The sequence below is a fragment of the Desulfovirgula thermocuniculi DSM 16036 genome (assembly GCF_000429345.1).
Lineage (GTDB): Bacteria > Bacillota > Desulfotomaculia > Desulfotomaculales > Desulfovirgulaceae > Desulfovirgula > Desulfovirgula thermocuniculi.
This window is the reverse complement of record NZ_AUBR01000024.1, coordinates 1-25526: the sequence shown is the minus strand read 5'-3', so window position 1 is coordinate 25526 and position 25526 is coordinate 1. Positions and strand designations below refer to the sequence as shown.

General features: G+C 62.1%; 28 protein-coding genes and 1 riboswitch. Of the genes, 6 read left to right on the top strand and 22 right to left on the bottom strand.

Translation table 11 applies throughout. The features are described 5' to 3' along the window. Positions 1-11: 11 nt before the first annotated feature. The 4 genes from G454_RS0107040 to G454_RS0107025 form a co-directional block, all read right to left on the bottom strand. Positions 12-443: an EamA family transporter gene (locus tag G454_RS0107040; RefSeq protein WP_027718057.1), complete on the bottom strand. Its 432-nt coding sequence runs from the start codon at positions 441-443 to the stop codon at positions 12-14. A gap of 124 nt (positions 444-567) precedes the next feature. Further along, entirely contained in the window at positions 568-2178 is a 1611-nt protein-coding gene (groL, locus tag G454_RS0107035) for a chaperonin GroEL (RefSeq protein WP_027718056.1), read from the bottom strand. Positions 2179-2216: 38 nt separating this feature from the next. Beyond that, positions 2217-2507 carry a co-chaperone GroES gene (gene groES / locus G454_RS0107030; protein WP_027718055.1) on the bottom strand — a complete coding sequence of 97 codons (291 nt, stop codon included), beginning with the start codon at positions 2505-2507 and terminating at the stop codon, positions 2217-2219. A gap of 291 nt (positions 2508-2798) precedes the next feature. Further along, complete coding sequence (locus G454_RS0107025) at positions 2799-3290, bottom strand: MogA/MoaB family molybdenum cofactor biosynthesis protein (RefSeq protein WP_027718054.1); 492 nt, start codon at positions 3288-3290, stop codon at positions 2799-2801. 92 nt (positions 3291-3382) lie between these two features. Here G454_RS0107025 and fdhD point away from each other — a divergent pair, with 92 nt between their 5' ends. Continuing rightward, a complete protein-coding gene (gene fdhD, locus G454_RS0107020) occupies positions 3383-4183 on the top strand; it encodes a formate dehydrogenase accessory sulfurtransferase FdhD (RefSeq protein ID WP_027718053.1) in 801 nt (266 codons plus the stop codon). Here the strand turns inward: fdhD and G454_RS0107015 are convergent. From G454_RS0107015 to G454_RS0107005, 3 genes are all read right to left on the bottom strand, one after another. Beyond that, positions 4180-4374, bottom strand: coding sequence for an MBL fold metallo-hydrolase (locus G454_RS0107015; RefSeq protein ID WP_027718052.1), 195 nt, complete (start codon positions 4372-4374; stop codon positions 4180-4182). The two genes, fdhD and G454_RS0107015, sit on opposite strands and share 4 nt — an antisense overlap. Positions 4375-4458: 84 nt before the next feature. Continuing rightward, positions 4459-4755, bottom strand: a complete 297-nt coding sequence (locus G454_RS0107010; RefSeq protein ID WP_084413337.1) for a 4Fe-4S binding protein — start codon at positions 4753-4755, stop codon at positions 4459-4461. Positions 4756-4839: 84 nt separating this feature from the next. Next, a complete protein-coding gene (locus tag G454_RS0107005) occupies positions 4840-6471 on the bottom strand; it encodes a long-chain-fatty-acid--CoA ligase (protein ID WP_027718050.1) in 1632 nt (543 codons plus the stop codon). 166 nt (positions 6472-6637) lie between these two features. Then, positions 6638-6758, top strand: a riboswitch (molybdenum cofactor riboswitch). A 180-nt stretch (positions 6759-6938) separates the two neighbouring features. Between G454_RS0107005 and G454_RS0107000 the strand changes: the two genes are divergently transcribed. Both G454_RS0107000 and G454_RS0106995 read left to right on the top strand, forming a co-directional pair. Continuing rightward, positions 6939-7826 carry an ABC transporter substrate-binding protein gene (locus G454_RS0107000; RefSeq protein ID WP_027718049.1) on the top strand — a complete coding sequence of 296 codons (888 nt, stop codon included), beginning with the start codon at positions 6939-6941 and terminating at the stop codon, positions 7824-7826. Then, complete coding sequence (locus tag G454_RS0106995) at positions 7823-8566, top strand: ABC transporter ATP-binding protein (protein ID WP_027718048.1); 744 nt, start codon at positions 7823-7825, stop codon at positions 8564-8566. Before G454_RS0107000 ends, G454_RS0106995 begins: the two co-directional genes overlap by 4 nt. Here G454_RS0106995 and G454_RS0106990 read toward each other — a convergent pair whose 3' ends face one another. Genes G454_RS0106990 through G454_RS0106980 form a run of 3 tightly spaced genes read right to left on the bottom strand, consistent with a single transcriptional unit; the run spans position 8567 to position 12394 of the window. Continuing rightward, positions 8567-9814: a nickel pincer cofactor-dependent isomerase, group 22 gene (locus G454_RS0106990; RefSeq protein ID WP_027718047.1), complete on the bottom strand. Its 1248-nt coding sequence runs from the start codon at positions 9812-9814 to the stop codon at positions 8567-8569. Next, complete coding sequence (locus tag G454_RS18130; RefSeq protein WP_051276020.1) at positions 9815-11047, bottom strand: (Fe-S)-binding protein; 1233 nt, start codon at positions 11045-11047, stop codon at positions 9815-9817. 3 nt (positions 11048-11050) lie between these two features. Then, positions 11051-12394: an FAD-binding oxidoreductase gene (locus G454_RS0106980; RefSeq protein WP_245574346.1), complete on the bottom strand. Its 1344-nt coding sequence runs from the start codon at positions 12392-12394 to the stop codon at positions 11051-11053. Between G454_RS0106980 and G454_RS21770 the strand changes: the two genes are divergently transcribed. The 3 genes from G454_RS21770 (at position 12386) to G454_RS18125 (ending at position 15861) form a co-directional block, all read left to right on the top strand. Further along, positions 12386-12529, top strand: a complete 144-nt coding sequence (locus G454_RS21770; RefSeq protein ID WP_169719322.1) for a hypothetical protein — start codon at positions 12386-12388, stop codon at positions 12527-12529. The genes G454_RS0106980 and G454_RS21770 overlap by 9 nt on opposite strands. A gap of 251 nt (positions 12530-12780) precedes the next feature. Then, complete coding sequence (locus G454_RS0106975; RefSeq protein ID WP_027718045.1) at positions 12781-13815, top strand: TAXI family TRAP transporter solute-binding subunit; 1035 nt, start codon at positions 12781-12783, stop codon at positions 13813-13815. Between the two features lie 78 nt (positions 13816-13893). Further along, positions 13894-15861 carry a TRAP transporter permease gene (locus G454_RS18125; protein ID WP_035107280.1) on the top strand — a complete coding sequence of 656 codons (1968 nt, stop codon included), beginning with the start codon at positions 13894-13896 and terminating at the stop codon, positions 15859-15861. A 27-nt stretch (positions 15862-15888) separates the two neighbouring features. On the opposite strand, the gene G454_RS0106965 is transcribed toward G454_RS18125, so the two are convergent. From G454_RS0106965 to G454_RS18105, 12 genes are all read right to left on the bottom strand, one after another. Then, complete coding sequence (locus G454_RS0106965) at positions 15889-16620, bottom strand: FadR/GntR family transcriptional regulator (RefSeq protein WP_027718044.1); 732 nt, start codon at positions 16618-16620, stop codon at positions 15889-15891. A 55-nt stretch (positions 16621-16675) separates the two neighbouring features. Then, on the bottom strand, positions 16676-17137 hold the full coding sequence (locus tag G454_RS18120) for a hypothetical protein (protein ID WP_035107277.1): 462 nt from the start codon (positions 17135-17137) through the stop codon (positions 16676-16678). 28 nt (positions 17138-17165) lie between these two features. Further along, entirely contained in the window at positions 17166-17594 is a 429-nt protein-coding gene (locus G454_RS0106955) for a nucleoside recognition domain-containing protein (RefSeq protein WP_027718043.1), read from the bottom strand. Positions 17595-17611: 17 nt separating this feature from the next. Next, positions 17612-18310: an ABC transporter permease gene (locus G454_RS0106950; RefSeq protein ID WP_027718042.1), complete on the bottom strand. Its 699-nt coding sequence runs from the start codon at positions 18308-18310 to the stop codon at positions 17612-17614. After that, complete coding sequence (locus G454_RS18115) at positions 18295-20259, bottom strand: aldehyde ferredoxin oxidoreductase family protein (RefSeq protein ID WP_035107275.1); 1965 nt, start codon at positions 20257-20259, stop codon at positions 18295-18297. Before G454_RS18115 ends, G454_RS0106950 begins: the two co-directional genes overlap by 16 nt. Further along, the gene (locus tag G454_RS18110; protein ID WP_051276018.1) at positions 20259-20519 is read right to left on the bottom strand and encodes a 4Fe-4S dicluster domain-containing protein; all 261 of its coding nucleotides are present in this window, start codon (positions 20517-20519) and stop codon (positions 20259-20261) included. The genes G454_RS18115 and G454_RS18110 overlap by 1 nt, the downstream gene beginning before the upstream one ends. An 89-nt stretch (positions 20520-20608) precedes the next feature. Continuing rightward, entirely contained in the window at positions 20609-21343 is a 735-nt protein-coding gene (locus G454_RS0106935; RefSeq protein WP_027718041.1) for a HesA/MoeB/ThiF family protein, read from the bottom strand. A 3-nt stretch (positions 21344-21346) separates the two neighbouring features. Continuing rightward, the gene (locus G454_RS0106930; RefSeq protein ID WP_035107297.1) at positions 21347-22765 is read right to left on the bottom strand and encodes an NAD-dependent malic enzyme; all 1419 of its coding nucleotides are present in this window, start codon (positions 22763-22765) and stop codon (positions 21347-21349) included. A 5-nt stretch (positions 22766-22770) separates the two neighbouring features. Continuing rightward, positions 22771-23109, bottom strand: coding sequence for a hypothetical protein (locus G454_RS0106925; RefSeq protein ID WP_156896693.1), 339 nt, complete (start codon positions 23107-23109; stop codon positions 22771-22773). Between the two features lie 95 nt (positions 23110-23204). Beyond that, the gene (locus tag G454_RS0106920; RefSeq protein WP_027718038.1) at positions 23205-24761 is read right to left on the bottom strand and encodes a sodium:solute symporter family protein; all 1557 of its coding nucleotides are present in this window, start codon (positions 24759-24761) and stop codon (positions 23205-23207) included. Positions 24762-24778: 17 nt separating this feature from the next. Beyond that, positions 24779-24991: a hypothetical protein gene (locus G454_RS0106915; protein ID WP_027718037.1), complete on the bottom strand. Its 213-nt coding sequence runs from the start codon at positions 24989-24991 to the stop codon at positions 24779-24781. Between the two features lie 70 nt (positions 24992-25061). Further along, positions 25062-25526, bottom strand: a 465-nt coding sequence (locus G454_RS18105) for an aldehyde ferredoxin oxidoreductase C-terminal domain-containing protein (protein WP_035107271.1), incomplete at its 5' end; no start/stop codon positions are given.

Genomic DNA, 25526 nt, shown 5'->3' with positions numbered 1-25526 from the left:
GCTTTCACCCCCTAAAACCTCTGCACCAGGAATACGCCTAAGACAATTAAAGCCGCACCGATTCCCCGCCCCGGGGTAACTTTCTCCCCCAGCAAAAGAACCGCCAGAAGGAGGGCCAGCACGGGATAGGAAGCCACCACCGGAACCACGGCGGAAACCTTGCCTGCCTTGAGGGCTTTAAAATAGGCAAAGTGCCCGATGACCGAGGCCGCAATCCCTTCCGCCACCAGCAGGCCCCACGTGCGTGCCTCAAAATTCTGCAGGCTGCCCCACCCGGAAGTCACCGCCCCCCAGAGCAAAAGGGCCGCCAGCACCCCCAGGGTGCGCGCCAAAAGCGCCCCGTAGGGGTCGCTTTTCACCAGGCCGAGCTTTGCAAACACGGGACCCAGCCCCCAGCACGAAGCGGCTAAAAGAGACCAGAAAAGCCAGCTAATCTTAGCCACCCCCCGATAACGGCTGTTTTAATAAATGTTTACCCGGCGGCGATATTTTACCACCTGAAGGAAAAATAAAAAAGCCCCGCAAAGCGGGGTGCTTTGCGGGGCCTTTATCCGGGCCTTTATGCCCTTACATGGGCGGCATTTCCCGGCCTTCCTTCTCCTTCTCCGGCTTTTCGGCCACCAGGGTTTCCGTGGTCAGGATCATGGCGGCGATGGAAGCAGCGTTTTGCAGGGCCGAGCGCGTCACCTTGGCCGGGTCGATGATGCCCGCCTCGATCATGTTCACGTACTCGCCGGTGAGGGCGTTAAAGCCCATGCCCGAGGGCAGCTCCTTGACCTTCTCCACGACCACCGAGCCTTCCGCACCGGCGTTGTTGGCAATCTGCCGCAGCGGCTCCTCCAGGGCCCGGCGGATGATGTCCACGCCCACCTTTTCGTCCATGCTGCTGGTCTCAATGCCGTCTAAGGCCTTGATGGCCTCGATGTAGGCCACGCCGCCGCCAGGCACGATGCCTTCCTCCACCGCCGCGCGGGTGGCGTTGAGGGCGTCCTCAATGCGCAGCTTCTTCTCCTTCATCTCGGTTTCGGTAGCCGCGCCGACCTGGATGACCGCTACGCCGCCGGACAGCTTGGCCAGGCGCTCCTGCAGCTTCTCGCGGTCGAAGTCCGAGGTGGTTTCCTCGATTTGCTTCTTAATGGAGGCAATGCGGGCCTTGATCTTCTCCGGCGAACCCTTGCCGCCCACGATGATGGTTTCTTCCTTCTTCACGCGCACCTTCTCCGCGCGGCCCAGCATGTCCAGGGTGGCCTTATCCAGCTTCAGGCCGAGCTCCTCGCTAATAACCGTGCCGCCGGTGAGGGTGGCGATGTCCTCCAGCATGGCCTTGCGGCGGTCGCCGAAGCCGGGGGCCTTAACGGCGCAGCAGGGCAGCGTGCCGCGCAACTTGTTCAGCACCAGGGTGGCCAGGGCCTCGCCCTCTACGTCCTCGGCAATGAGCAGGAGGGGCTTGCCGGTCTGCACGACCTTCTCCAGGATGGGCAGGAGGTCGGCAATGGAGCTGACCTTACGGTCGGTGATGAGGATGAAGGGATCGTTTAGGATGGCCTCCATCTTCTCGGCATCGGTCACCATGTAGGGGGAGATGTAGCCGCGGTCAAAGTTCATGCCCTCCACCACTTCCAGGGTGGTGCCGATGCCCTTGGACTCTTCCACGGTGATGACGCCGTCCTTGCCCACCTTTTCCATGGCCTCGGCAATCAGCTCGCCGATGGACGGGTCGTTGGCCGAAATGGAAGCCACCTGGGTGATGGCCGTCTTGCTCTCCACGGGCTTGGCGGCGGCCTTAATGGCCTCCACGGCCTTCTCCACGGCCTTTTCAATGCCCCGCTTCATGAGCATGGGGTTGGCCCCGGCGGCCACGTTCTTCATGCCTTCCCGCACGATGGCCTGGGCCAGCACGCAGGCGGTGGTGGTGCCGTCGCCGGCCACGTCGTTGGTCTTGGTGGCCACTTCCTTAACCAGCTGCGCCCCCATGTTCTCCAGCGGGTCGGCCAGCTCGATCTCCCGCGCGATGGTCACACCGTCGTTGGTGATGGTGGGGGAGCCGAACTTCTTCTCCAGCACCACGTTGCGGCCCTTGGGACCCAGCGTCACGCGGACCGCATCGGCCAGGGCGTTAACGCCCCTTTCCAGAGCGCGGCGCGCATCTTCTTTGAAGATAATCTCCTTACCAGCCAACTTCCATTACCTCCCCTGTCAAAAATTTAATGCGGACCTTACTTCTCGATGACGCCCAGGATGTCGGCTTCGCGCATGATGAGGTATTCCTCGTCGTCAATCTTGACCTCGTTGCCGGCATACTTGGAGAAGAGTACCCGGTCGCCAACTTTCAGGTCGATGGGCACGCGGGTACCGTTATCCAGCAGGCGTCCCGGACCCACGGCCACCACTTCGCCCTCCTGGGGCTTCTCCTTGGCCGTTTCCGGCAGCACAATGCCTCCCTTGGTCTTCTCTTCCTGCGGCAGAGGCTTCACGACTACCCTCTCGCCAAGAGGCCTGATCCTCACCAATACCCCTCCTTATGTAAATTTATTGTTAGCACTCACAAAAAGCGAGTGCTAATACCCAAAATCTATAATATAAAGCGGGAATTTCCGAAGCAAGCGGCACGGTACGACAAAAATCTTCCTCTCGGCCTGTACGCTGAAATTACGTTAGAGTACCTTTTGTTTTCTCCCGCTAACGAGCCCTTTTTCCAGATTAAGTTTTCGGTTCTACTTTTCTACCAATAGATTTTTTCCGCCGGGAAAACTTTATATACATCGGCTTCCCTCGCCCGTGCTGGCGCCGGGCGGGGGCTACTGCTCCCCGCACTCCCCTGCCCTGCCGGTCAGCACTTCCAGGCCGTGGGCCAGGGCAGGGAGAATGGCTTCCAGGCACTCCCGCACCCCCCGCGGGCTCCCCGGCAAATTGATGATGAGGGTGCGGTGGCGTATGCCGGCCACGGCCCGGCTGAGCATGGCCCGGGGGTTTTGCTGCAGGCCGCGGTAGCGCATGGCTTCGGGAATGCCGGGCACCTCCCGCTCGATTACCGCCCGCGTGGCCTCAGGGGTGTTGTCCCGGGGGCCGAAGCCCGTCCCCCCGGTGGTCAGCACCAGGTCCAGCTTCTCCTGGTCCACCATGTTGATGAGGTTTTCCTTCAGCACGTCCAGGTCGTCGGGCACGAGGCGGTAAACCACCACTTCGCCGCCGATCCCGGCGATCATTTCGCGGATCACCGCGGCGCTTTTGTCTTCCCTCTCCCCCCGAGAACCTTTATCGCTGGCCGTAAGGATACCTACCCGCCACATATTGAAAAACACCTCCTGGGAAACTGAAATTGCCGCCGGTGCGCGGCGAGTTGTAAAATGAACTCAAACCCCCCAACAGGGAGGCAAAAAGAATGGCCCATGATGAGCTAGTGGCCAGAGTAACCCTCACCAGGGTAAGCGCGGGCGCCCGGACCACGGAAGCGGCGCCGGCGGAAGACGTGGTCATCAGGGAGGCCCCGGTAACCGTCTTCGTCAACGACGAAGAGCTGGCCACCCTCATCTGCCTGCCGGAGCACCTCAAAGAGCTGGCCGTAGGTTTCTTGTGCGCGGAGGGCATCTTAAAGGAGCCGGGAGATTTAAAGGACTTTTTTGCCCGGCCCGGGGAGGGGCTGGTGTGGGTGCAGACCTCCCGGGCAGTACGGCCCCGGGAGACTTTTTTAAAGCGCTACCTCACCCCCTGCTGCGGGCGGGCCCGCGCCTCCTTTTACTTCGTCGGCGACGCCCGGCTCTCCCCGGTAACCGCGCCGCTGGCCGTGCGGGCAGAGGCCGTCCTCGCCTTCAGCCGCGAGCTGGAGGAAAAGGCGGTGCTTTTCCGGGCCACCGGGGGCACCCACGCCGCCGCCCTCTGCTCACCGGAAAGGTACCTCCTGCTCTACGAGGACGTGGGCAGGCATAACGCCGTGGACAAGATCATCGGCCACGCCTTCCTGGAACAAATCCCCTTAAGCGACAAGCTCCTGGTCTTCAGCGGGCGGGTTTCGGCGGAAATCCTGCTCAAAGTGGCCCGCATGGGCATACCAGTCCTGGCCGCCCGGGGCGCCCCCACCGAGCTGGCCGTGGAAATGGCCCGCGAGCTGGGGATCACCCTGGCGGGCTTTGTGCGCGGCGAAAGAATGAACGTCTACGCCCACCCGGAGAGGATCATTTTTTAAAAGCAGCCCAGCTCGCAGGCGGTGATTTTAATGCCCAGGGCATCGCAGGCCTCGCCCACCGCCCGCACCGGCACGCCCAGCTCCTCCGCCAGGCGCCGCGCAGCCGTGCAGGTGATTTTGCCTTCGCCGGCCGCCTTTTGCAGCGCCTCCACCAGGCGCGGGTCTAATCCGGCGGGGGTGTCCTTGGGCACCTGTCCGCTCCCCCCTTTCCACAAACAACGAACCAGGCCCCTGAAAAAGAGCCTGGTCTTACTTATGCCCGCAAGACTGGCCGTTTACGCGGCGGGCACGATGGCCCCCAGCTTGCACTTGGCCAGGCACTCGCCGCAGCGTATGCACTTCGCAGGGTCAATGGCGTGCGGCTCTTTTTTATTTCCCGCTATGGCCCCTGTCTCGCACACCTTGGTGCAGGACTGGCAGCCCTTGCACTTTTCCGGGTCCACCTTCAGGGGCGGGATCTCCACCCCGGCGGCGGCAGCCGCCTCCTTTACTTTGGTTCCCGGAGGCACCGTAATTTGCACACCGCCCAGGTTAATGACGACTTCTTTCTGCTGTTTCTGGGGCTCGGCCATCCTCTCCCACTCCCCACAAGAAAATATGTTTAAAAGCCACAATTATGTTTATTCCACGCCGGAAGGCCGATCCCTCTTCCCGCTTTAACTTTGTTTTTGCCTGGCCAGCTCCTCTTCCCGCAGCAGCCGGCGCAGGGCCTTGCCCACGATGGTCTTGGGCAGGCTCTCGCGGAATTCGATCTGCCGCGGCACCTTGTAGGCGGCCAACTTGGAGCGGCAGAAGGCCATTAGCTCCTCTGCGGTGGCCGTCTGGCCCTCCTTTAAAACCACGTAGGCCTTGACCGTCTCACCCCGGTAGGGGTCGGGTATGCCCACCACCGCCGCCTCCAGAACCTTCGGGTGCTCAAAGAGGACCTCCTCCACTTCCCGCGGGTAAATGTTAAAGCCCCCGGCAATGATCATGTCCTTCTTGCGGTCCACAATGTAGAAGTAGCCCTCCTCGTCCATCCTGGCGATGTCCCCGGTGTAAAGCCAGCCGTCCCGCAGCACCTTGGACGTTTCGGCGGGCATGTTCCAGTAGCCCTTCATCACCTGGGGCCCTTTCACGCACAGCTCGCCGGTTTCCCCGGGCGGCAGCTCTCTCTCCCCGGTTTCCAGGTCCACAATCTTGCAGAGCGTGTCGGGGAAGGGCAGGCCGATGCTGCCCACCTTGCGCCGGCCCCGCAGGGGGTTGCAGTGGGTGACCGGGGAGGCTTCCGTGAGGCCGTAGCCCTCCACCAGGTAGCCGCCGGTGAGCTCCTCGAACCTGTTGGCCACTTCCACCGGCAGGGGGGCCGAGCCGCTGATGCAGTACCTGATGGAGCGCACGTCGTACTTGCCCACCTCGGGGTGGTTGTTTATGGCCACGTACATGGTGGGCGCTCCGGGGAAGAGGGTGGGCTTGTAAGCGTGGATGCACTCCAGCACTTGCGTAACCTCAAAGCGCGGCAGGATGATCTGGGTGTAGCCCATGAGCACGGCCAGGTTCATGGCCACGGTCATGCCGTAGACGTGGAAGAAGGGCAGCACGGCGAGCACCTTTTCCCGCCCGTACTCGCAGCCGGCAAACCAGACCGCCGTCTGCACGGCATTGGCCACGATGTTGCGGTGGGTGAGCATGGCCCCCTTGGGAAAGCCGGTGGTCCCCCCCGTGTACTGCAGCACCGCCAGGTCCGCGGTGGGGTCGATCTCCACGGCGGGCGCCGCGGCGGGGGCTTCGGCCAGCAGCTTCTCCATCCACAGCACGCCGGGAGGGGCTTCTACAGCCGGCTGCCCGAGGGCAAAGAGGATGACGTGCTTCAAGGGCGTGGCACCGTAAATGTTCCGGATGCGGGGGTAGAGGGCATCGTAGGCCACGATTACTTCGGCGCCGGAGTCCGTCAGGATGTACTCCAGCTCCCTTTCCACGTACATGGGGTTGACCTGCACCACCACTCCCCCGGCCTTCTGGATGGCCATGTAGGCCACCACGTACTGGGGGCAATTGGGGGACATGAGGGCCACGCGGTCGCCCTTTTTAACGCCCAGCCGCGCCAGGGCCCCGGCAAGGCGGTGGACCATGCCCGCCAGCACCCGGTAGGTAATCTCCTGGCCGGCAAAGATAATGGCCGTGTGCTCGGGAACGGTGGCCGCCGCTTTGTCCAGCAACTGGGGCATGGTCGTTTGCGGGTAGCTCACGGTGTGGGGCACGCCCTCGTCGTAAAAGCGCAACCAGGGAAGGTTCCTTGTCTCCGCCATGCGAGCCGCCTCCCTAAAGTTTGTGGGTTATGGTAAATGAATATTCATTCATTTACTTCGACAGAAAAATTTTAAAACCTTCTAAAGATGCGCCACTTTTTTGATTTTTAACGGCAGCAGGAATTTAGCCCCTGCCCTGCGAATTTGCTTTTTGGGACAATCAAGTGCGGCCCAGGTTCTCCGAGCCCGATTGCCTAAGGCCGGTGGGCTATGGCTTTCGGGCCGATAGGGTGTGTTGGGAAACCGGCACGCCTCCCGGTGCGGAAAGGAGAACACAGCGACCTTGTGTTCTGCCTGCCGCAGAACACATTTTTTTTTGGGAATACGTGAGGGGCTGTGCTCTTTCTCCGCAGGGGCACAGCCTTTTGTGATGACGGCGGGCCAGGAGGTGGGAGACGGGAGGCTACCCGCACGCGGCAAAAACGTCACGGGCCAAAAGAAATACTATGAACGAGGAGGCGAGTTCCGTGTTTAAGCGCGCGGCCATCTTTGCTACGGGCATTTTCCTCGTCCTGGTGCTTTTAGGCGGGTGCGGTTCCAGGAGCGGCGGCGAACAGAAGCCTGCCGGGAAACGGCCCGCAAAGCAAGACGTGATCCTGGCCACCACCACCAGCACCCAGGACAGCGGCCTTCTGGACGTGCTCGTCCCGGAGTTTGAAAAGAGGACGGGCTACAGGATCAAGGTCATTGCCGTAGGCACCGGCCAGGCCCTGGAAATGGGCAAGAGGGGGGAGGCGGACGTGCTGCTGGTGCACTCCCCCCAAGCGGAAAGGGAACTGGTGGACAGCGGGGTGGGCATAAACTACCGGCTTGTCATGCACAACGACTTTGTCCTGGTGGGGCCGGAGAACGACCCGGCGGGGGTAAAGGCGGCCAAGAGCGCGGCGGAAGCCTTTAAGAAGATTGCCGCGACCCAGAGCACTTTCGTCTCCCGCGGGGACGAATCGGGCACCCACAAGAAGGAAAAAGAGATCTGGCAGGAAGCCGGCATCGCCCCCGGCGGCAGGTGGTACCAGGAAGCGGGCACGGGCATGGGCAATACCTTAAACATTGCCTCGGAAAAGGGCGGCTACACCTTAAGCGACCGCGCCACCTACTTGGCCAACCAGAAGCACCTGAAGCTCAAAATCCTCCTGGAAGGGGATAAAAGCCTGCTCAACATCTACCATGTCATGCAGGTGAACCCGGATAAGTTCGCTAAGGTCAACGCTGCAGGCGCTAAGGCCTTTGTGGACTTCCTGGTCTCGCCCGAGGGCCAGCAAATCATCGGCAGCTTCGGGGTGGACAAGTACGGCCAGCCGCTCTTCTTCCCCGACGCGGGCAAAAAAGAAGAGGAACTGGGAGGCACGAGGTGAAAAAGTACGTTATTGAGGCGCGCAACCTGCAGTTCTGGCGGGGGAAAAGAAAAATCCTGGACGTGGAAAGCTTCGGGCTGGAGGAAGGAGAGGTCCTGGCCCTGCTCGGCCCCAACGGGGCGGGCAAGAGCACCCTCCTGCAGGTTCTGGCCTTGCTTTTAAAGCCCACCCGGGGGGAGGTGCTGTTCCGGGGCTCGTTAGTTGGCCCCCGCGAGGCCCTCTTGGTGCGCCGCCGCATGGCCGTGGTCTTCCAGGAGCCCCTGCTCCTCAACACCACCGTTTACGAGAACGTGGCCGCCGGGCTGAAGCTCAGGGGGCTCCCCGCAGGGGAAATTAAAAAGAGGGTGGGGCACTGGCTGGCCCGCCTGGGAATCGAACACCTGGCGGGCCGCCGCCCCCACCAGCTTTCGGGAGGAGAGGCGCGGCGGGTGAGCCTGGCCCGCGCCTTCGTCCTGGAGCCGGAGGTGCTCCTTTTAGACGAGCCCTTTGCCGCCCTGGACCTGCCCACCCGCCTGGCCCTCCTGGAGGACCTGGGGAAGCTCCTGCGGGACACCGGCACGAGCACCGTCTTCGTCACCCACGACCTAACGGAGGTACCCCACCTCACCGGGCAGGCGGCCCTGCTAAAGGAGGGACGCCTAATTTACCGGGGCAGCTTTACCGGGCTGTGCGGGCTTTCGCCGTCGGAGGTGGCCCGCATCACCTCCCTCGCGAAAGCGCTGCACTGCCGTGGCTTCTAACTAATCGAGCTGGAGCAGGCCGCCTATAAACTCGATCTTTTGGGGCGGCGTAAGTATTTCCACGCCTTCCCGGGAGGCCAGCTCGTGGGCCAGGTTTTCCGTGACCCAGAGGCACTCCAGTTCCAGGGTGTTCTTGATGATGGCCCCTTTGAGGGCGCGGCAGTCCTCCGCCCCCAGGCTCCGCAGGGCCGCCTCGACAGCCTTTTGGTCGTCGGGCATGACGATGGGGATCATGGCCCGCTGCACGTTACCGCTGGTAATGCAGTTGAGGTAGGTGGCCTCGCGGTCCATCTTCTCCACCAGGCGCGCGGTGGTGAAATCGGCCAGGCCTATGCCCGTGGCGTTGCCGTGGGACTCCGCGGTCAAATCCAGAACCACGATGCGCGCAATAAAGGGGCGCTCCGGCTCCGGCACCCCCGCCATCCTCATCCTGCCGATGACGTTCACATCCATGCCCGTGCCGCTGATGTTCTTGCCCATTTCTCTGACCACCAGGAAGTCCAGCTCGTCCGCCGGCAGGCGGGGCAGCAAGCGGTAGGCCTCCTTTAAAAGGCGCATCTCCGCGGCCACCATTTCCTCGGGCACCACCGCCTCGATGAGGGCCGTCTCCTCGTAGCCGTTTTCCACAATGCCCAGGCCGGCCACCACCTTCCCCGCGCGCAGGAAAACCTCCCCCACCTCCACGAGCACCCGCGGCATCTCGGCGGGCTTCGTGCGGTGAAAGGCAGAAGCCCCCCTGGCCTTCCCCAGCCCCACGGCCATCATTTTCAACAGCCCGCTTTCCACCGGGCCGTGGAAGGTGGTGTGGGGCTTGATGCGGTTCACCACCACCATGCCGTCTGCCTGCCAGGCAAGGGCATCGCAGAAAACCCTCACCCCGCCGGCAGTCCTGCCTATTTCCACCACTTCTTCCGCGGCCAGCACCGGGCATCCCACGCTTTCTTCCGTAATGCCCAGAGAGGCCAGCACCTTTTTCTGTCCTTGCGCGCTCCCCCCGCCGTGGCTGCCCATGGCGGCCACCACAAAAGGCTCGGCCCCGGCGGCCCTCACCTCATCCGCCACCGCGCGCAGGATGGCGGCAATGTTCTTTATCCCCCGGGAGCCGGCGGTGATGGCCACGCGCTGGCCGGGCCCGACCCTCCCGCGCAGGCCAATCCTCTCCAGCTCGGCGCGGACCTTCCGGGGTACGTCCTCAACTACCCGGCGGGGAAAGCGCTGCCGGATTTTTACAAAGAGGGGGAATTCCATCTACTCCATCTCCTTTGGCGGCATATTCATACTTTCCGTGCCGTAAGACATGGCCAGAAGCTCCACCGTGTGGAAAACGGGCAGGTCCAGCCCCTCCCCGGCCAGGCCGGAAGCCAGCTGCAGGCGGCAGGAGGGGCAGCCCGTAACCACCGCCCGCGCTTTAGTTGCCTTAATGCTGCCTACTTTTGCCTTCAATATTTTTTGGGAAAGCGCGGGGTGAGTAAAGCCAAAGGAACCGGCCAGCCCGCAGCAGACATCGCTTTGGGGCATCTCCACCAGGGTAAGGCCGGGAATGCCGGCCAGGATTTGGCGCGGCTCCGCATGCACTCCCTGCCCTCTCTTTAAGTGGCAGGGATCATGGTAGGTAACCACCAACGGCACCTCTATCTTTCCTTTTAAGAAACCGCCGGTATGCACGAGGAAGTATGAAATGTCCTGTACCCTTGCGGCCACCTCTTTGGCCGCCTCTCCCCCCAAAAGCCTGCCGTACAGCTTAAGCATCTCCCCGCAGGTGGCGCAATCGGTGACGATGAAGTCTGCTTCTAGATTTTTTAAGCTCTCTACATTGCGCCTGGCTAACTGCCTGGCCGTTTTCAAGTCCCCTGCCGCCAGGGCCGGCATGCCGCAGCAACCGGCGCCGGCCAGGAGCACCTGCACGCTGTTCTCCTCCAGCACTTTCAATACGGCCCGCCCGGTCTGGTGGTAGGCGTACTGCGTCATGCACCCCACAAAGTAAGCCACGGTGAGAGAAGGTTTTTCCAGCTTTGCCGGGCGGAACAGCCGCGTAAAGGGGAGGGGATGGAAAGCCGGCAGCTTCCTGCCGCGAAAGCTCTTCAAGAGGCCCGCACGCTGGCAGAGCGCCGCCACCCTGCCGAGCAGCGCCAGCCTGCGTCGAGAAGGCAGGGCACCGCGCAGGAGAACCTTTTTGGCCGGCGCAAGCCCTCTCCTTTTGACGCCTTCCGCCCTGGCCCAGAGCACCAGCTCGTCTACCCTCACGCCGTTTGGACAGTGGGCCACGCAGGCCTGGCACAGGAGGCAGGCGTCCATTATCTCGCCGAGGCGCCGGGAAAAAGGGAGCTGCCCTTCAAGGGCGGCCCCGGCCAGCTGCACCCGCGCCCTGGCCACCCAGGGCTCGCTGCCTTCCTGCAAAAATACGGGGCAGACCTCACGGCAGGAGCCGCACTTGCTGCAGCGGTTGACGTGGTACCTCACTTCTTCCGCACTTTCCAGCAACCCTTAACTCCCCCCAAAGATCTTGCCCGGATTTAAGATGCCGTACGGGTCAAGCGTTTCCTTTATTTTCCTCATAGTGGCCACCCCCGGGCCCCCGTACTCTAGCTCCAAAAAGGGCGCTTTTAAAAGGCCGATGCCGTGCTCGCCGGATAGGGTTCCCCCCAGGGCAAGGGCCGCTTTGAAAATCTCCTCGATGGCCGCTTCCGCCCTGGCCATCTCGTCCGGGTCGCTTTTATCCACCAGCAGGTTCGGGTGCAGGTTGCCGTCCCCGGCGTGGCCAAAAATGGCAATGGTCAACCGGTACTTGCGGGCGATTTCCTTGATGGCCCTGATTAAGGCCGGCACCCGGCTGCGGGGTACCGTGGCGTCCTCGGAAATCTTGGTGGGCTTAACCTGCACCACGGCAGGTGAGACGGCCTTTCTCGCCCGCCACAGCTCCGCCTCTTCTTCCTTCGTCTGCGCCACCCTCACCCTCACGGCGCCGTGCTCTTCACAGAGGGCGGCAATGAGCCTGGCCTGCTCGCTCAGGGCCGCCGCCGGCCCGTCCACCTCTATGAGAAGGATGGCCTCCACATCAAGGGGAAGCCCGATGCGGAGGTAATTTTCCACGCACCTGATGGTCACGTCGTCCATGATCTCCAGGGCAGACGGCACCACTCCGGCACCGAGCACCGCGGTAATGGCCTCCGCCGCCTGCTCGATGGCCTTAAAGTCGGCCCGCAGGGTCTGCCTGGTCTCCGGCCTGGGGATCAAGCGCAGGACGGCCCGCGTAACAACGCCCAGCGTGCCCTCGGAGCCCACAAAAAGCCCCGTCAAATCGTACCCGCTGGCGTTTTTTACCGTCCTGCCCCCGCACACCACCACCTCCCCGCCGGCCAGCACCACCTCCAGCCCCAGGACGTAGTCCCGGGTGACGCCGTACTTCAAGCCCCGGGGACCGCCAGCGCACTCGGCAATGTTCCCGCCGATGGTGGAAACGTTCGAGCTGGAGGGATCCGGCGGGTAAAAAAGGCCCGCGCTCTCCGCCGCCCGGTGCAGCCGCGCGGTGACTACCCCCGGCTCCACCACCGCCAGCATGTCGGCCGTATCGATCTCCAGGATGCGGTCCATGGCCGTTAAGTCGAGGACGATGCTCCCCTCCACCGGCACGGCGCCGCCGCTTAAGCCCGTCCCAGCCCCCCGGGGAACTACGGGGATCCCTTCCGCAGATGCCAGCTTCAGCACCGCCGCCACCTCCCGGGTGGTGGCAGGCCGCACCACCACCGCCGGCGCGCCGTATAAAAAGGTCCCGTCGTAGGAGTAGCAAAAGAGGTCCTCGGGAGAGGATAAAACCTTGCCATGGCCCAAGAGGCGCCGAAGATTGTTGACAATTTTTTCATTCTTGCCTTTTTTCACGATCTGCACCTCGGATCAATGGCCCGCCCGGGCAAAGAAACCGGCAATATGGCCGTCAAGTTGTCAGACAGGTTGAGTTTATTTTAACCCATTTTCCCTTTAGTGGCAATAAGATCTTCTTTCTTTCCCCCACCAAAAGTTTCAGAAAAACATGCTATGTAAGATGATTAGCTCTTCCCATCTGTCAGGTTATATGCTATAATTTGTTATACAAGCTTGAAAATTTTTCTGCGCGGGGGTGGTGGATGGAGGGGAACAAGAACCGCAAAGCGCAAGCCCCAAGCCTCAAAACCGCACAGAAGCACTTGTAAACATTTGTAGAAGGGGGATCAAAACACATGAAGGTGAATAGACCTGGCCTGAGGGTGCTGGCGGTTGCCGTAATGGCCCTGTTCACCCTTGCCCTGGCCGGCTGCGGCGGCGAAAAGAAAGAAAGCACCGCTCCCAAGCAACAGTTTCTGAACATTGCTACGGCCTCCCCGGGAGGAACTTACTACCCCGTAGGCGTGGGGCTGGCAAACCTGTGGACGGAAAAGCTAAAGGATAAGGGCATACGCGCTAGCGGCCAGTCCTCCGCCGGCTCGGTGGAAAATGTGGACCTTCTCCAGAAAGGCGAAGCCCAGCTGGGCATTTTCCAGGGCCTGATCGGTGTCCAGGCCTATGAGGGACGCGGGAGGTTTGAAGGTAAGCCCTATAAAGGCCTGCGCTCCATCGCCATGCTCTGGCCTAATGTTGAGCACTTCGTCCTCGTAAACAGTGCCGTTAAAACGGGCAACGTATCCGACATCAAGGGCACCAAGTTCTCCGTAGGGCCCAGGGCCAGCGGCACCGAAGAATCGACCCTGGTCATCATGAAGGCGCTGGGCCTGAGCATCAACGACATTTCCCCGGAGTACCTCGGCTACAACGATACGGCCTCGGCAATTAAGGACGGACGCGTGCAAGGGGGCTCCATGCCTGCCGGCATACCTGTGGCGGCAGTCACCGACCTCTACGCCAGCCGGGCAAATGTGACCATCCTGGAGTTTACGGATGAGCAACTGCAGGCCGTGAACAAGATTTACAACACCTGGTTCCGCTTCGTGATTCCGCCGAACACTTACCCGGGCCTGAATAAAGAAGTCAAAACCATAGCCCAGCCCAACTGGCTGGGAGTGGCCGACAGCGTCAGCGAGGAAACGGTTTACCTGCTGACCAAGACCATGTTTGAAAACCTTGACGCCGTACACTCTATCCATGACGCGGCAAAAGGCATTACCCTGGAAAACGCCTTGAAGGGCCTCCCCGTACCGCTTCACCCCGGAGCATACCGGTACTTTAAGGAAAAAGGCGTAAGCATCCCCGATAACCTCGTTCCTCCAGGGGTTAAGTAACGGTTAAAAACAATCTCCGAAGGGGTAAGAGGAAACCTCTTACCCCTTCCTAAAAGCCTTTTTGAGGAGGAAGCCTTCATGTTGCTAACCAAGAAGCAAAAGGCAGTAACAAAAGAAGCCGGAGCACACAGAGATAAGGAAGCAGGGGGAAGCACACGCAAGTTGGCAGGGTGGCAGAAAACCCTAACCAGCGCTATTGCCATTCTCTTTTCCCTTTTTGAAATAATTAGCAACAGCATAATTAACATGGAGGAAATTTACCGCAACGCCATAAGCCTGGCCTTTATGGTGGCGCTAACTTTCCTGCTGTATCCGGCCACGCGCCGGTCACCGCAGCAGCGCTTTACCTACTTCGACCTCATTCTGGCCATCGTGGGTACGCTCAGCGTGCTTTATATCGTCTTTTTCTACACCGACCTGCACGTGGTGAGGAAGTCCCAGGCCATCTTCACGGACTACTTTTTTGCCGCCCTGGCAATTGTCATACTCCTAGAAGTTTCCCGCCGCACGGTGGGGTGGTTCATACCCGTCCTGTGTGTCCTTTTCCTTATCTACGCCCTCTACGCCCGCTATTTCCCAGGCATGTTTGCCATGGCCGGCTTTTCCCCGGAAAGGCTGCTTTACAGGATGTACATGACCACCGAAGGAATCTTCGGTACTACCCTCTCTATAGCCTCAACATACATCTTCATCTTCATCCTCTTTGGCTCGTTCCTGCGGGCTACCGGCGCGGCCTCCTTCTTTAACGACCTGGCCATGGCCATTGCCGGGAGGTGGCAGGGCGGCCCCGCCCAGGTAGCGGTCATCTCCAGTGCCATGATGGGTACTTTAAGCGGCAGTGCCGTTTCCAACGTGGCCACCACCGGCACCTTCACCATACCGCTCATGAAGCGCGTGGGTTACGAACCGCATTTTGCCGGCGCGGTAGAGGCGGTGAGCTCCACCGGGGGCATGATCATGCCGCCTATCATGGGCGCCGCCGCCTTCATCATGGCCGGGTTTCTGGGGATACCCTACGGCACCGTTGTCCTGGCCGCCATCATCCCGGCCCTCCTCTATTACCTGGCGGCAATCATAGCAGTTTACCTGGAGGCGCGCCGCTTGAACCTCAAAGGCCTTGATCCCTCATCCCTGCCACGGGTAAGCCAGGTTCTGCGGGAAAGAGGCATTCTCATAGTCCCCATTCTGGTCATCTTCTTCACCCTCATTACCGGTAAGACACCACTTTACGCCGGCTTTTTGGGTATCCTGGTCACCATTGCCGCCAGCTTCTTTGTGCCGGGCTCCCGGCTAACCTTATCTAAACTGCTCACCGCCCTGGAAGAAGGCGCTACGGGCATAATCCAGGTGGGCATTGCCTGCGCCAGCGTGGGGATCATTGTCGGCGTGGTCAACATGACGGGGGTCGGCTCGGTCTTCGCCTACAACATCATCAACCTTTCCCACGGCAGCGTACTCCTGGCCCTCATCCTGGTTATGCTGACCTCCATCCTTCTAAGCATGGGGCTACCCTCCACGGCCCTTTACATTGTGGTAGCGGTAACGGCAGCACCGGCACTAATCAAGGCAGGCGTCCATCCCCTGGCGGCGCACTTCTTCGTCTTCTGGTTCGGGGCCATCTCCAACATAACGCCGCCCGTCGCCCTGGCTTCCTACACCGCCGCGGGCATTGCCGAAAGCGATCCCATGCGCACCGGCTGGGCAGCCTTCCGCCTGGCCATCCCAGGCTTCCTCATCCCCTTTGTGGCCGCCTACAACCCCCTGCTGCTCATGCAGGCACCGCCGGGAGGCTCGCTCCACGTCCCGGAATTGCTCATTGCCATTGTCACCAGTATAATCGGCGTATTCGGGCTCTCAGCAGCCACCATCGGGTACTTAAAGGATTATCTTTCACTGATTGAACGCGCACTGTTCTTCTGCGGCTCCGTCCTGCTCATCATTCCGGGACTGGTCACAGATAGTATCGGCATCGGGCTTGTAGGTACAGCCCTCGTCCTCCACTTTGCCCGCGCTGCCAGAAAGCTTCCCAAAGGCACCATACTTTAAAAAAATAAAAACCGGGGCCCGGGCGGCTCAGTTGCTAACCCGGGCCCCTTTTCCTTTTTCCAGGGACTCCAGAAGCATCTTTACCTTTTCCTTTACCTTTTCCAGGTGTACGTTTGCCTGGACCCTGGCCAGGTTGGCCTGGCCCTCTTTGATGGCCTCGAAAATGGCCTCGTGCTCCTTAAAGACCTGCTCCCTCTTGCGGCGGAAGCCCACGTTTTTGGCCAGGGTCACCGAAAGGCACTTGCGGTAGAGGTCCGAAATGTCGTCCACAATGCGAATGAGCACCGGGTTGTGCGTTGCCGCCACCACCGCGCGGTGAAAGGCAAAGTCCTCTTCCTCGCCGATGGCCGTCTCGTCCTCCGTAATCAGGCGGAACCTCACCAGCGCTTCCCTCATGGCCGCCAGGTCCTCCTCATCCCGGCGCTCGGCGGCCAGCGCGGCAGCCTCCGTCTCCAGGATCTGCCTCACCTCTAAAAGGTAAAGCACCTGCTTGTAATCCATGGCTTCCAGGATGAGGGGTTCCAGGAGTGAGCTGCCGCAGCCGGCCCGCACGTAGCTCCCCCCTCCCTGCCTGGAAGCTATAATCCCCGCCGCTTCCAGCACGCTCAGGGCCTCCCGCACCGGCGAGCGGCTTACCCCGAACATCTTGGCAAGCTCGGCCTCCGAGGGCAGCCTGTCTCCCGGCTTGTACTGCCCTTTTTGAATCATGGCCTTGAGCTCATCCACGATTAGCTCCCAAGCCTTGCGCCTGTTAATCAAACCCGGCCTTACTCCTCTCCGAAATTTTCTCTACAAGTAAGGTTATCATAAAACCCTACTGCATAACAAGTTTGGCCGCGATTTTCCGCACCACCGCCGCCAGAAGACCGATTACCGCCAGCGTCAAAATGAGGCGACCGCCCAGAATTACCCACAGGTTGGCCCCCAGGGCCAGAAAAATGGCCGTATCTTCCACTACGGCATGGGACATCCCCAAAAAAAGGTTTAAGAGCCACACCTCGCGTCTGTGCAGCCTGGCGCCTCTGAGCTCTTCAATGATCACGCCCGCGCCGTACAGCAACCCAAAGAAGAGACCCGCCAGGAGGGGGAAGGCGGAGGCCTCCGAGAGGCCCAGCCAGCGCAGGTAGCGCCCCCCTTTTTCCGTCCACCTCTTCCACAGGGGGACGCGGCGCAGGGCCTCCAGGAGCACCATGAGCGGGAACAGTATAGCGGCCATGAAAAGGACGGTGCGCAGGGCGCCCGCAAGGGCTTCCCCGGCCACGGAGACAAGGTTCAAGGGATACCTCTCCTTTTCGCTCGCATGATTACAAGAGGGCGTTGAGCAGAAGGCCGGCCGCCAGGGAGGCACCGAGGCGGAAGAGGGTCATGACCAGGGGGTTTACGCCCGCCTGCGCGCAGACGGCCGCTTCCATGGGCAGGCTGTGGGAGATGAGCAGCATCATGGCCAGGATGGTCACCTCCCGCGGGGAGAGGGCAAGGGAGGTGATCACCCCCACGGCTGCGTACAGGTTCAATACATTGCCCAGCACCAGGGCCAGGGCCGCCTCACCGGGCAGGCCGAAATGACCCATGAGCGGCGCGCAAAGCCCGGTAAGCCAGGGCAAAACGGGCGTGTGCTTCAAGAACGTTACCAGGACGTACACGGGCACCACCACTTTGGCCAGCTTCCAGGTGGTGGCAGCGCCTTTATAAAGGCCCTGGTAAAAGACCTCCTTTGCGCTCGCTTGCAGCATTTTAAACCACTCCGCCATCAGGTGTAGCTGCTGCGCTGTTGGGCCAGGGTCAGGGCAGCCGTAACGGCGTAGGAGAGCAGCAGGAGGATGATGCTCAGAGCGCAGGCCAGCTCGTACTTGCCCTGCCCCACGGCCAGGACCGTGGCCGTGGTCAGGACCCTCGTGCTGCCGGCAATGTTGCCCCCCACCATCATGGAAGCCCCCACTTCGGAAACCACCCCGCCAAAGCCGGCCATTACGGCGGCCAGGAGGCCCAGCCGCACCTCCCGCACGCAGAGCCAGAGCAACTGCCAGCGGGAGGCCCCCAGGGCCAAAATCTGCAGGGGAATCTTCGGGGGCAGCGACTGCACGGCGGCCACGGTAAAGCCGGCCACAATGGGCGTGGCAATGATGGCCTGGGCCACCACCATGGCCGCCGGGGTGTAGAGGAGGTTTAAAAAGCCCAGCGGCCCGTAGCGGGTAAAGGTGAGCCAGACGGCCAGCCCCACCACCACCGGCGGCAGGCCCATGCCGAAGTTCACCAGGCTAATCAAGAAACGCCGCCCCGGAAAGCGGGTCAGGGCCAAAAGTACACCCAGGGGCACCCCGGCCATGACGCTGAGCAGGGTGGCCAGGCCAGATATTTTTAACGTTCGCCAGGTGATGTCCAGCACCTCCGGGTCGCCGGAAGCCAGGAGGCGGACGGCCTCTTTTAAACCGTTTAAGAAAATCTCCATGGTTTGTCTCCCACGCCTCCCTCCTGGACTAGCTCTTTTAAGTTCAGCTCCGCCAGCTTCTCATTGCCGGGAACGCCCGTCTCTTCGTCCCATCCCCGCGCCCGATAATATTCCCGCAGCACCTCCCGCACCTTGGCACGGTCAAGCTTCCTGCCGGCGGCGGGACCGGCCTGCACCCCTTCTTCGTAAAACCGCGGGGGGAAGTCGGAATCGGCGGGCTTTTCCCCGTGGCGCAGGTTAAAGAGCTTTTGCAGGTTCCAGGCGCGCTCCCCGGCCCGGATGGCCTCCTCGGGAGTGACGTCCACACCGGTGAGGGCGGAGTACAGGCGGGCCAGGATGGTGGGCCCGATGGTGTGCAAAAGCGGCGGGCGGATGCAGACGCCCAGGGAATTGTACAGGGCCAGGAGGTCTTCGGACCACTTGGCCATCCTAGGAATGTTCACGTCCCTGGTGACGGGGTCGAAGATTTCCCGCTTTAGGTGCTCCGGCATGTCCAGGCCCTCGTACATTTCCGGCGGGAAGCCGAATTTTTCCGTGAAGTAGGGCACGGGGTTCTCGTTGTAGCGCAGGTTTTCCACGGGGTTGCGCGTGCGCAGGTGGTCCCCGCCGCGCACATTGGTAAGGTAGCCGAGGGTCCAGGTGGACCAGCGGGCCCGCGGGTCCAGGAGAAAGGGCTCCAGGCCCTTTACCTCCACGGCGCACTTTTCCGCGCCGGGGAAGTGCCGGGAGGCCCGCCGCACTCCTTCGGCCAGGACGTCCCCTATGCCCTGCCGCAAGGCGATCATCTCCAGGAGCCTGGCCACAGCTACTTCGTCCCCCCACTCCAGGGGAAAGCCCACGTCCTTTGCGGAAATAATCCCCTTTTCAAAGAGCTCCATGGCAAAGGCCACCACGGCGGCGGCCGAAACCATGTCCAGCCCCAAGCGCTGGCAAAGCGCGGTGAGCGCGGCTACGGAGGCGAGGTCGCCCACATCGCAGCCGGCGCCAAAGCCGATGACCGGGGTGACCTCCAGGTCCTTTAAGCGCAGGCCCGCGTGGGGCCCCTCCTTCACCTCCACCCAGTGGGCGCAGGCAAGGGGGCAGGCCATGCAGGCAATGCCCCGCGAGGTGTACTTATGCATGGCCTTGCGGCTGCGGGTTTCCTCCCAGCCGGGTAGGGCGCCCCAGCGGAAGTTGCGACCCGGCAGGGCGCCGAACTCCTGGTAGGGCAGGCTGGCCAGCATGGTGCCGTAACGGGAAAAGGGGCCGTAGAAGGGGGAGGAAAAGATGGCCTTTTTAGCCTCCTCCACCCCCCGCAGAAAGTCCTTCTTTTTCGCCACCTTTACGGTGCCCCTTCCCCGCACCGCCACGGCCTTTAAATTCTTGCTGCCCATCACCGCCCCCAGGCCGGTGCGCGCCCAGGCGTCAAAGGGGCCGTTTTCGATGCTGGCAAAGCGGACCAGCCTTTCGCCCGCCGGCCCGATGGTCGCCACCTGCACGGCCTCGTCCCGGTGCTCCTCCCGGATGCGCCGCACGGTTTCCCAGGCGTCCAGCCCCCAGAGGTGGCCGGCGGGCAGTATTTTTGCCTGGCCGTCGCCGATGAAGAGGTAAACCGGCGCCGGTGCTTTCCCCCTGATGATGACCCCGTCAAAGCCGGCAAACTTCAGCTCGCCGCCCCAGAAGTTGCCGGAGTTTGCCGTGCCGAAGAGGTTGGTGGCCGGGGAAAGGGCGGAGGCCTCGGTGCGGGAAGCGGTGGGCACGTTCGTCCCCACCAGCGCGCCGGCGCAAAAAACGAGCACGTTTTCCGGTCCCAGGAGGTCGGCGCCGGCAGGTATCTCCCCGTAGAGCAGCCGGGCGTTAAAGCCCAGGCCGCCCAGGTACTCCCTGGCCAGGCCCTCGTCCACGGGCAGCTCCCTTATTTTCCCGTTGCTTAAGTCCACGTCCAGTATCTTTCCGGCGTAGCCGTACATCACGCCCGCCCCCTTTCACCGGCGGCCTCAACCAGTTCCACCACCTGCAGGGCCCCCGAGGGGCAGGCCAGCGCGCAGGTCCCGCAACTCTTGCAGGTGGAGGAAAAGGAGATCTCGAAAGTCCCCGCAAACTCGCGGCGCGCAACGGAAATGTGCCCGCGGGCAGGGCCAAACTCGCCACAGTTGACCACGGAGCAGGTCAGGGCGCAGGTGCCGCAGCCCGTGCACCTGGCAGGGATCACCGCCACTCCCTTAGGCAAAATAACACACCCCCGGCAAAAAGCGCGGTTTTAAAAAGTGTTCGCCGCCGGCGGCGCATTACCTCTTCTTTTGGGAAAAAAACGGCCTGCTAGGCGCAGGCGGGACAGGTGGGATTTTGTTCCACCTTGATTTCGGTAAAGGACATGAACAGGGCATCGTACACCAGCAGGCGGCCCACCAGAAGGTCGCCCAGGCCCAGGAGGTACTTTACGGCTTCCGTGGCCTGCAACGCGCCGATGACGCCCGGCACCGCCCCCAGCACGCCCAGCTCCCGCGTGCTCGGGGCTTCCGGGCCGGGCTCCTGGGGGAAGATGCAGCGCAGGCAGGGACCTTTCCCCGGCACCACCGTCATTACCTGCCCGGCGTAGGCCAGCACCCCGCCGTAGACAAAGGGCCTGCCCAGGGCCAGACAGGTTTCGTTGAGCAAAAAACGCGCGGCAAAGTTGTCGGTGCAGTCAATTACCACATCGTAGCGGCCCACCAGGGAGGCGGCATTTTCCGGAGAAAAGCGCGCGGCGAAAACTTCCACTTCTATTTCGGGGTTTAAGGCCAGGAGCTTTTCGCGGGCCGACTCCACCTTCAGCCGCCCTACGTCGGCGGTGCGGTGCAGGATCTGGCGCTGCAGGTTCGACAGCTCCACCACATCGGGGTCCACCAGCCCCAGCCGTCCCACCCCGGCGGCGGCCAGGTAATACGCCGCCGGCGACCCCAGCCCGCCGGCGCCGACCAGGAGGACGGAGGAGGCCAAAAGCTTCTTTTGCCCCTCCTCTCCCACCCCGGCAAGCAGGATGTTGTAGTGGTAGCGCCCCTTTTCTCCGCCCACGGCCTACACCCCTTTCCCTTCCGGGCCGGGTATTGGCCTGGCCACCCCTGTGCGCGCCGCGGCCTCCTCCACGGCCCTGGCCACCGCAGGGACTACATCCTTGTTGAACACCGAGGGGATGATGTTCTCCGCACTCAGCTGGTCGTCCGGTATGACCCCGGCCAGGGCGTGGGCCGCCGCCAGGCACATCTCCTCGTTGATGGTGCGAGCGTGGCAGTTAAGCGCCCCGCGGAAGACCCCCGGAAAGGCCAGGGCGTTGTTGACCTGGTTGGGGTAGTCGGACCTGCCGGTGGCAATAACCCCTGCCACCCCGTAAATTTCCTCCGGCTCCACCTCCGGGTCGGGGTTGGCCAGGGCAAAGACCACGGGGTTATCGGCCATCTTCATGACGTTCTCCCGTGTGAGAAGGCCCGGCGCCGAAACGCCGATGAAGACGTCCGCCCCCGCGAGGACCTCCTTTAAGCTGCCGTGAAGGCACTCTTCGTTGGTGTTTGCGGCCAGCCAGCGTTTGTGCGGCTCTTTGGGCGGGTTGTCCCGCGCGATGGCTCCTTTCCGGTCGCAAACCACAATGCGGCGCGCGCCGGCGCTCAAGAGGATCTTCGTGATGGCCACCCCGGCAGCCCCGGCGCCGCTGATGACCACCTTCACGGCCCGGATGTCCTTGCCCACCACCTTCAGGGCGTTGAGCAGGGCCGCCAGGGTCACAATGGCCGTGCCGTGCTGGTCGTCGTGGAAGACGGGTATGTCTAAAAGCTCCCGCAGCCTCTCCTCCACCTCAAAGCACTTGGGGGCGGCAATGTCCTCCAGGTTGATGCCGCCAAAGGCGGGTGATATGGCGGCCACAACCCTCACTATCTCCTCGGGCTCGTGCACGTTAAGGCAGAGCGGCACGGCGTCTACACCGGCAAACTGCTTGAAGAGGGCCGCCTTACCCTCCATGACGGGCAGGGCGGCCAGGGGGCCCAGGTTGCCCAGGCCCAGCACCGCCGAGCCGTCGGTGACAATGGCCACAAAGTTGCCCTTCATGGTCAGCCGGTAGGCTGAAAGGGGGTTTTGGGCCACGTCTTTCGCAATGCGGGCCACACCCGGCGTGTACACCAGCGAGAGGTCCTCCCAGTTTTTAAGAGGCGCCTTCAGGCCGACCTCGATCTTGCCGCCCAGGTGACGCAGGTAAACCCTGTCCGCCACGTGCAGCAACTCAACGCCGGGGAGCTGCTTTAAGGCCCCGGCGATCCTTTCCAGGCTCTCCGCGCTGGCCAGCCGCACCATGAGGTCCCTGACCACATGCTGCGGGGTGGCCGCCACCAGGTCGATGGCCCCCAGGTTCCCCCCTTCGGCGGCCACGACCTCCAGCACCCTGGCCAGGACCCCCGGACGGTTGGCCAGCTTCAAGCGCAGCACGATGTTTAAAGAAAGGCTCACGGCATTCACTCCTCACTTGATTCTTCTTTGTGGGAAACACTCCTGGCCATGCGCAGGAGCTCCAGGGCAACGGGCTCCAGCCTGGCGATCATCTGGGAAAGCGACTCCATTAACTTTACCTGGGCTTCGGTAACTTTTTCTAATATTTTAGCCCTCTCGCTGACCTCTTCCAAGTGCTTCTTTAGCTCTTCTAAAAGGTTCTTTTTCCGCCCGGGCACGTAGGCAAGGTATTTCTCCCGGGTGGCCACGGCCACCGCCGTGTCCTCGGGGGCCAGCTGGTTTATATACGGGGCAACCCTGGCAAAGCAATGCAGCAGTTCCAGGCCGTTGTCTTTTTCCGGCACCATACTTCTCCTCCTCCGGCGCTGAAAAATTAAAAGGAGGGAGTCCCCGCCCCTCGCCGGGGAAGCGGGGAATCCCCCTTCACTGCTACCCGCCCTTAACCCGAAACTACGGTCTGCGAGGGAGAAGACCCTCTGGCCTCCCCTTCCACGTCGTCGAAGTAGTGCTTGAGGTTTTCCACCGGCGTGGGCTTGCTCAGCAGGGAGGCCACGACGTAGCCGGCAACGGAGGCGACGACGCCCAGCACCGCCGGGTGCACGGGGCTCTTGCCGCCCATGCCCGTCCACATGGGCGTCCAGAGGACGGCGGCAATGAACCCCAGGATGATGCCCACAAAGGCGCCCTCCTTGGTGCCGCGCTTCCAGAAGCAGCCCAGGTAAACCGGCGCCAGGAAGGTGGCGGCAAACAGACCCCACACGTAGCCGCCAAAGATGAGCACGGCCTTAGGCGGGTTCAGGGCAATGGCCAGGCTGACCAGGCTCCCCAGGGCCACGGCGGCCTTGCTGTAGGTGAGCAACTTTTTGTCGTCAATGTTGGGGCGGAAAAATTTCACGATGTCGTAGGAAATGCCGCTGGCCATAAGCAGCAACTGGGAGTTGGCCGAAGATATGGCCGCTGCCGCAATGCCCGTGAGCAGGAAGCCTACCAGGATGGGGTGGAAGAGCTGGTTGGCCACATAAGGCAGGGCGTAGTCAATGCTACCCACCTTGGCCGGCAGGGTGGGCACCAGGGCGCGGGCGGCAAGGCCGGCCAGGATTACCCCCAGGTAGGAGAAGCACATGGCCGCCACGCTGTAGCCCCCCATGCGCGCCGCCGTGGGGATGTCCCGGGAGGCCAGGAGGCGCACGGCGTACTGCGGGTTGGCCGCGTGGCCCAGGCCCCAGCCCATGAACACGCCGACCATAGTCAACCAGGGCCACAGGGTCAGCGTCCAGGCGTCCAGCAGGCCGCCGGGCGGGGTAACCTTGCCCGGCATCCCCTTGGCCCCCTCAAGGGGAACGGTACCCAGGGAATTTAAGGTGGCAAACATTTCCCCCAGCCCGCCGGACATGGCTATGCCGGCAATGGCCGCCACCCAGGCACCGATGGTCAGCACGATAAAGTTCATCAGGTCGGTCCAGGCCACCGAATAAAAGCCGCCAAAGGTGGTGTAGATAAGAAAAACCCAGCAGCCGATAACAGCCCACTCGTAGGGAATGCCTGTCATGGTGTTGACCACAATGCCGAAGCCCCGCAGCTGGATAACCACGTAGAGGATGTAAAAGAGGGCAATGAGGGCGCCGCCCAGTGCCTGCAGGGGACGGCTGTTGTACCTGGCCAGGTAGAACTCCGGGACGGTGGTCACCGGCTTGCGGCGCAGCTTGTAGGCCAGGATGATGATGGGCACGGTGGCAAAGAACCAGCTGCCGACGCCGTAGTAAATGCCGTTTAGGCCGTAGGCGTAAATGTAGCCGGGCAACCCCAGGAGTGACACGGCGCTCATCCAGGTGGCGGCAAAGGTACCCACTCCCAAAAGCAGGCCCATGGAGTTACCGGCCACCAGGTAGTCGGCTAAAGTCTTGGTTTTACGATAACCAATGAGGCCAAAGTAAAGCAGGACGATAAAGTAAACGATAAATATGCCTACCACCCACGGGTTGGTTCCGCTGACCATTAATCAATACCTCCTCCCTAGCGCTCCATTTTCCTGGCAATCACCTGCGCGGCCCAGACGGAGATGGCCGCAGAGCCAAAATAGTAAACCCAGGGCCCCAGCCAGCCCGTCCACGACACCCCCAGAGGGCCGGGGACGGACCTGAGGGAAGGTGCCAGGAGCCCTACCCCCACGTAGCACCAGATCCAGAGAAAGATCCATACTACCAGCACGCGCGCCAAGTCTTTCATAAGGCTCACCCTCCTTTACCGAGTGTTAGATAGAAGCGCAACAACCCTAGGCCAGCCCAACGTCCCTTCCTCACTCCCACCCCCGCAGGCGGTAGTAGTCGGCCAAGAGCCGCGCAAAATTCTCCCGCGGCAGGACGTCTCCGTTCTCCAGGGGCTCGGTAAAGAAGCGCTGCGGCAGGCTGTCGTCTTCTTTCGTTAACCCTTCACGCAGGTTGAATTTCCGCGTGGCCTCCACAATGCGCCTGGCTATGCCGCGCAAGTTCCCCTCGTCTAAGCCCAGCCCCGTGGTGGCGTTCACCAGCTCCACCAGGTCCTCCCACAGCACGAGGTCGCGGTAAAAGCGGCAGAGAATCAAGGCATCGTAGATGGCCAGCCGGTCTTCGTAGTCGATGAACAGCTCCGCCTTGCCTTCCACGGCCTTGGGGTCGATGATCCCCGCCAGCTCGGGCTTGTAAAAGGTGGCCCGCAGGTGACACGCACCCCGCGCCGCCGTGGCGTAGGCCAGCCCCATGCCCTGTAAGACCCGCGGGTCGTA